General features: G+C 62.8%; 6 protein-coding genes and 1 pseudogene. 4 read left to right on the top strand and 3 right to left on the bottom strand.

The window, feature by feature from the left end; all coding sequences use genetic code 11:
- Nucleotides 1-436, top strand: a pseudogene (gene glyA, locus Q7J58_RS08235) (serine hydroxymethyltransferase); the annotation flags it as partial.
- Nucleotides 437-467: 31 nt separating this feature from the next.
- Nucleotides 468-914: a transcriptional regulator NrdR gene (gene nrdR / locus Q7J58_RS08230; RefSeq protein WP_304826030.1), complete on the top strand. Its 447-nt coding sequence runs from the start codon at nt 468-470 to the stop codon at nt 912-914.
- Between the two features lie 173 nt (nt 915-1087).
- Here the strand turns inward: nrdR and Q7J58_RS08225 are convergent, their stop codons facing one another.
- Both Q7J58_RS08225 and aroC read right to left on the bottom strand, forming a co-directional pair.
- On the bottom strand, nt 1088-2260 hold the full coding sequence (locus Q7J58_RS08225; RefSeq protein WP_304826027.1) for an MFS transporter: 1173 nt from the start codon (nt 2258-2260) through the stop codon (nt 1088-1090).
- A gap of 76 nt (nt 2261-2336) precedes the next feature.
- Nucleotides 2337-3437 (bottom strand): chorismate synthase, encoded by a 1101-nt coding sequence (gene aroC, locus Q7J58_RS08220; RefSeq protein WP_304826024.1) that lies wholly within the window; start codon nt 3435-3437, stop codon nt 2337-2339.
- Between the two features lie 176 nt (nt 3438-3613).
- Between aroC and Q7J58_RS08215 the strand changes: the two genes are divergently transcribed.
- On the top strand, nt 3614-4042 hold the full coding sequence (locus tag Q7J58_RS08215) for a cupin domain-containing protein (protein WP_304826021.1): 429 nt from the start codon (nt 3614-3616) through the stop codon (nt 4040-4042).
- Nucleotides 4043-4162: 120 nt separating this feature from the next.
- On the opposite strand, the gene Q7J58_RS08210 is transcribed toward Q7J58_RS08215, so the two are convergent.
- Nucleotides 4163-4819, bottom strand: coding sequence for a glutathione S-transferase (locus tag Q7J58_RS08210; RefSeq protein WP_304826019.1), 657 nt, complete (start codon nt 4817-4819; stop codon nt 4163-4165).
- 135 nt (nt 4820-4954) lie between these two features.
- Here Q7J58_RS08210 and phaZ point away from each other — a divergent pair, with 135 nt between their 5' ends.
- On the top strand, nt 4955-6175 hold the full coding sequence (gene phaZ / locus Q7J58_RS08205) for a polyhydroxyalkanoate depolymerase (protein ID WP_304826017.1): 1221 nt from the start codon (nt 4955-4957) through the stop codon (nt 6173-6175).
- The last annotated feature ends 130 nt before the right edge of the window (nt 6176-6305 follow it).

The raw sequence follows: 6305 nt of genomic DNA, 5'->3' as shown, positions 1-6305 counted from the left end.
GGTGGCCTTCAAGGAAGCCCTTGCGCCTGAATTCAAGGCCTACCAGCAGCAAGTGCTGACAAACGCACGCATCGTCGCGGAAACGCTGACTGAGCGTGGCTTGCGCATCGTCAGCGGTCGCACCGAGAGCCACGTCATGCTGGTGGACCTGCGCGCCAAGGGCATCACCGGGAAGGAAGCCGAAGCGGTGCTCGGCAGTGCGCACATGACCATCAACAAAAACGCCATTCCCAACGACCCTGAAAAGCCGATGGTGACCAGCGGCGTGCGCATCGGCACCCCCGCCATGACCACACGCGGCTTCAAGGACGAGGAAGCCCGCATGACCGCCAACCTGGTGGCCGATGTGCTGGACAACCCGCGTGACCCGGCCAACATCGAAGCTGTGCGCGCCAAGGTCAACGCGCTGACGGCCCGATTCCCGGTCTACAAGTGAAAAACGGCCGTCAAACGAAGGTGTTTTTGCAATGAAATGCCCGTTCTGCGGCCATCTTGAAACCCAGGTTGTAGAGACCCGCGTCTCGGAAGACGCGGATTTCATTCGCCGCCGCCGCCAATGCAGCCATTGCGAAAAGCGGTTCACGACCTATGAGCGGCCAGAAGTCAACTTTCCAACCATCGTCAAGAAAGACGGTCGCCGCATTGACTACGAACGTGTCAAGTTGCTTGCGTCTTTCAATCTGGCGCTGCGCAAACGCCCTGTGAGCACCACGCAAATTGACAGCGCAATCGAACGCATTGAGGAGCAATTGCTTAACCTTGGTGTCAGAGAAGTTCATTCCAGCCGCATTGGCGAACTGGTCATGCTTGAACTGCAGAAAATGGACAAAGTAGCCTATGTCCGCTTTGCCAGCGTGTACCGCAGCTTCACCGATGTCGATGAATTCAAAACGCTGGTCGATGCAGTTCGCTGACGGTGGCTGCCGTTATGGGTGTCCTTCACACCCGTGAACGGTGTCAAGATTTCGTGCGGTGCCACTCCACATCGACATCAAATCGGCACGGTTGAGTTTCGGTTGCAAAGGGCCATCGATTTCCGTGCCGATGGGGTGCTGGCAAGCAACCCAAGCACGGTTACAGGAGGGGATCAGCGCGGCAGCTGTCCCCGCTGGCGCAGGCGAAGTGCACAGCACATTCCCACCAACGCGCAGCCGGCAGCCAGCCAGAACACGCTGGCGAGCCCGAAAGCAGACGACAGCAGCCCCCCGCCCAAACCACCCAAGACCCCCGGCAAGCCGTAGCCCACCACGGTGTAAAGCGCTTGGCCGCGCCCACGCAAGCGTCCGGGGAAATGGTGCGACAGCAGCGCAATGCACACGGTGTGGTGCGCCGCAAAGGTGATGGCGTGCAGCGCCTGCGCCAGCAGCAGCAGCAGCGGCAACACCAGCGGCAGCCCCGCCGTGAGTCCCATGCGCAGCGCCATGAGCGCAGCTGCCAGCACCAGCCAGCCGGTGAGCGAAAGCAAAGGCAGCCAGCGCCCCTGAAAGAAAAACCAGCCGATCTCAATCACCACCGACAAGGCCCACAGCAGACCAATCACGGTTTTGCTGTAGCCCAGGCTGTCGAGGTAGAGCGAAAAAAACACGTAAACGAAGATGTGCGCCAGCACATGAAAAAACACGGCGGCGAAAAACCAGCGCACCTCGGGCAGGCGCAATACCGGCCACATATTGGGGTGATTGTCTTCGTGCTGGATGGCCTCTTTGAAGTCGGGCAGCAGCCACACGCTGACCACCACCGCCGCCAGCGTCACCAGCGTCCAGGCGGGGAAATGCCCCATGCCAAATCGCTCAAACCACCAGCCTGCGCTCACCACTGTGACCAGAAACCCCAGCGAACCCCAGAGCCGCACGCGGCCGTAGCGTTTGGCGTCGAACGCGCCGCCCTGGCTCACCAGGTGCGCCAACGCTGCCTCGCTCATGGGCATCATGGCGCTGGTGTGGGTGAACATGAGCAGCAGCACCACAAACAGCGCCACACCACCGAGCGGAAACCACAGGCCCATGGACAGCAGCAGCGCCACCGTCGCACCAAAACGCAGCAGCTTCACGCGCTCGCCGGTGCGGTCGCTCAGCATGCCCCAGGCGTAGGGCGCAAACAAACGGGTGGCCGACTGCACCGACGTCAGGACCGCAATGGCGATCAGGCTGAAGCCCAGCTCCTTCAGCCACAGCGGCAGGTAGGGATTGAAGAAACCGATGTGCGCAAAATAGCTGGCCGACAGGGCCGCGAAAGGGAACAGCTGTTTGCGCTGACTCACAGAAACCCCCGTTCACCCTGCGCCCGGCGCAGGGTTCTCAAGGGCGACGACAGGCTCCAGCCGAACGGTGAACGAATCACCCGCGCCCGGCCGCTGCAATGTCCGGCGTGTCCACCTGCACATCGCCGCACTGCGCACGGTGGCGCAGCGCATGGTCCATCACCACCAGCGCCAGCAGCGCTTCCATGATGGGCGCGGCGCGGATGCCCACGCACGGGTCGTGGCGCCCTTTGGTGATGACCTCCAGCGGCGCGCCTGACACGTCGATGCTGTCGCGCGGGATCAGGATGGAGCTGGTGGGCTTGATGGCCACGGACACGTCCAGGTCTTGCCCGGTACTGATGCCGCCCAGCACGCCACCGGCGTTGTTGCCCACAAAACCCTCGGGCGTGAGCGCGTCACCGTGGGTGCTGCCGCGCTGCGCCACGCTGGCAAAACCAGCGCCAATTTCTACGCCCTTGACCGCGTTCAAACCCATCATCGCGTAGGCAATGTCGGCATCGAGCTTGTCGTAGAGCGGCTGGCCCAGGCCCACCGGCATGTTGTGGGCCACCACGCGCAGGCGCGCGCCGCACGAGTCGCCGCTCTTGCGCAGCGCGTTCATGAAGTCTTCCAGTGCCGACACGTCGGACACCGGCGCAAAAAACGGGTTGTTGGGCACGTGGTCCCAGCTCTCGAAGCCAATGGCCACGTCGCCAATCTGCGTCATGCAGGCCTGGAACGTGGTGCCGTACCGTTCTTTCAGCCACTTCTTGGCCACCGCGCCCGCAGCCACGGTGGGCGCGGTCAGGCGGGCGGAAGAGCGGCCACCACCGCGCGGGTCGCGGATACCGAATTTTTGCCAGTAGGTGTAGTCGGCATGGCCGGGGCGAAAGGTCTGCAGGATGTTGCCATAGTCCTTGCTGCGCTGGTCGGTGTTGCGAATCAGCAGCGCAATGGGCGTGCCGGTGGTGCAGCCTTCGTACACGCCGCTCAAAATTTCCACCGCGTCGGGCTCGTTGCGCTGGGTAACGAACTTGCTGGTGCCGGGACGGCGGCGGTCCAGGTCAAGCTGGATGTCGGCCTCGGTCAAGGGCATACCGGGTGGGCAGCCGTCGATCACGCAGCCAATGGCTGGGCCGTGGGATTCACCGAAGTTGGTGACGCAAAACAGGGTGCCGAAGGTGTTGCCGCTCATAGTGGGCTGGATTATCCCAGAGGGCCAGCCCGGCGCCGGGCGGCCCTTTGTGGTGCAAGGGGGCAGGGTTTCGGTGCACCACCTCGCCTCTTGCCGCAAAAAAGGCCAATGGAACACTTCATGCTTTGCGCTGCACCGCAACAATCTGCTTGCATCCAACCGAGAAGGAGCGCCCCATGCTGGACCGAACCACCACCCTGTTCTCCCACGTCAAACCCGGTGAAACCGAATTCGTGCGCGGGGGGTTGCGCGACTTTTTTCTCTACCGCGACCTGGGCATTGCCGCCGCCACGCACGGCAAAGTGGTGGCGCACCTGGTGAAAGCCAACCTGCCTCCCGACGGCGGCACCGGCTGGCACATCCACGAGGCCGACTTTCAAATCGTGATCATGACCAAAGGCTGGGCCAAGTTCATGTATGAAGACCAGGTGACGCTGGTGGAAGCCGGCGACGTGGTGCACCAGCGCCCCGGCATCCGGCACTACCTGTTCGACTATTCGCCCGACATGGAGTACCTGGAGATCGTGTCCCCGGCCGACTTCAAGTCGGTGCCGGTCGACCCGGTGTGCGAGATCCCGAAACCGACACCTTGGACGGAACCCTGATCCAAGCAGGGCCGGCGTGAAATGCCGTCACCGAAAACGCCGAAAAACTGACTTTACCGGGCCGCCAGCGTTGCCCCCCCTGAGGGGGTGACGCGCCCTTGGGCACTGCGCAGAGGTGGGCTAAAACTCTGCTTCCAATTCATCAATTTCGTCGGGCTCGGCTTGGGCTGCCGCCACCCATTCCAGCATGGCCGGCAGTGCCATGATCTGCTCGCAATAGGCCACGCAGGCGGCGTCCAGCGGCACGTCGTAGGTGATGAAACGCGTGACCACTGGCGCAAACATGGCGTCGGCCATGCAGGGCTTGGTGCCAAACAGGTACGGACCGCCGTACTTGGACAGGCACTCCTGCCAGATGATTTCCACCCGGTCGATGTCGGTCTGCGCCCGCGACCAGAGCTTGAAGCCCGGAAAGTGCGCCTTGATGTTCATGGGCAGGGACGAGCGCATGGCGCTGAAGCCCGAATGCATTTCGCCGCAAATGGCGCGGCAGTGGGCACGGGCAGCGCGGTCGGCCGGCAGCAGCCCAGCCTTGGGCTTGATCTCGTTGAGGTATTCGCCAATCGCCAGCGTGTCCCACACATGCACGCCGTCGTGGTCCAGCGAGGGCACGCGCATGGAGGCCGACAGCAGCAGCATCTCGGCCTTCATGGCCGGGTCATCGGGCGAAATGGTGTGTTCGGTGAACTCCAGCTTCGCCAGCCTGGCCATGAGCCAACCGCGCAAAGCCCAGGCACCGTAGTTTTTGCTGCTGATCGTGAGTACCGCTTTGGCCATGAACATGCTCCTGTTGGAGCGGTTCCATGAGCAATCCTTGTGCCAACTTTGTGCATGCCGAGCGCACCAGCCGGGTGCAGGACACACTGGCCCGGTACTTGCCTGCAAAGTGTGACTCCAACAGAAAAGACCACCATGCTGTATCAGACCTACCAACTCCAGTCCGACATGGTCTCACCGCTGCGCCTTGCTGCCCAGCACCTCAGTGCATCGCTCTGGTTTCAGCACACCGAACGCACCCTGGTGCGCAAGGTGGCTGCGGCCTGCGATGTGCTGTCGCGCTTGCGGCTCACCCATTCGCGCCCGCCGTACAACATCCATTCAGCCATGTTGGACGGGCGCGAGGTCCCGGTGGTGGAAGAGACCGTGCTCACGCTGCCGTTTGGCACGCTGCTGCGGTTTCGCAAGACGGACACCGACCTGCCGCCCCAGCCCAAGGTGCTGCTGGTGGCACCGCTCTCTGGTCACTTTGCCACCCTGCTGCGCGAGACCGCGCGCACGCTGCTGCAAGACCACGAGGTCTTTATTACCGACTGGCACAACGCGCGCGACGTGTCACTGCTACACGGCGGCTTCAGCCTGGACGACTACATCAGCTACATGATCGCGTTCACCGAAGCCGTGGGTGAAGGCAGCCACATGGTGGCGGTGTGCCAGCCTTGTGTGGCCGCGCTGGCAGCCACCGCCATCATGGCCGAGGACGACAACCCCGCCCAGCCCCGCAGCCTGACGCTGATGGCCGGCCCGGTGGACTGCCGTGTCAACCCCACCGAAGTGAACCGCCTGGCGGTGAGCAAGCCGATCTCGTGGTTTGAGAAAAACCTCATCAGCCATGTGCCACTGCCCCACACCGGCTTCATGCGTCGCGTGTACCCCGGCTTCGTTCAGCTCTCGGCCTTCATCAGCATGAACCCGGAACGGCACAAGCAATCGTTTCGCCACATTTACGACCACTTGGAACACGGCCGTCTGGAGGAAGCTGCAGCGATTCAAGATTTCTACGAAGAGTACCTGGCGGTAAACGACTTGCCGGCCGAGTTTTATCTGGAAACGGTGGAAAAAGTGTTTCAGACCTACGATCTGCCGCGCGGCGTGCTGCAGTACAAGGGCCGCACCGTGAACCCCGCTGCCATCCGGCGCACCGCGCTGATGACGGTGGAGGGCGAGCGCGACGACATTTGCTCGGTGGGCCAGACGGTGGCTGCGCAAGACCTGTGCCCCAATGTGCGCCCGTACCTGAAGACCCACCACATCCAGACCGGCGTGGGCCATTACGGCGTGTTCAGCGGGCGGCGTTGGAACCAGCAAATTTACCCCCGGGTGCGGGACATGATCCACAACGCGCCATCGGCATAGGGGGCAGCCATTATCGGCTGCACCCCTGCCACACCACCCGGCATGCGGGTCCGCACCGGGCGGTTCGAGAGCTTGAGGTCATGACAGCCTGGGCACGCCCAGCCGGTCAAAGTACGCAAGGGTCAACACG

Origin of the sequence: Hydrogenophaga sp. (genome assembly GCF_030656115.1) — a bacterium.
Lineage (GTDB): Bacteria > Pseudomonadota > Gammaproteobacteria > Burkholderiales > Burkholderiaceae_C > Hydrogenophaga.
Note: the sequence above shows the minus strand (reverse complement) of the source record. Positions and strands in the feature narration are given on the sequence as shown.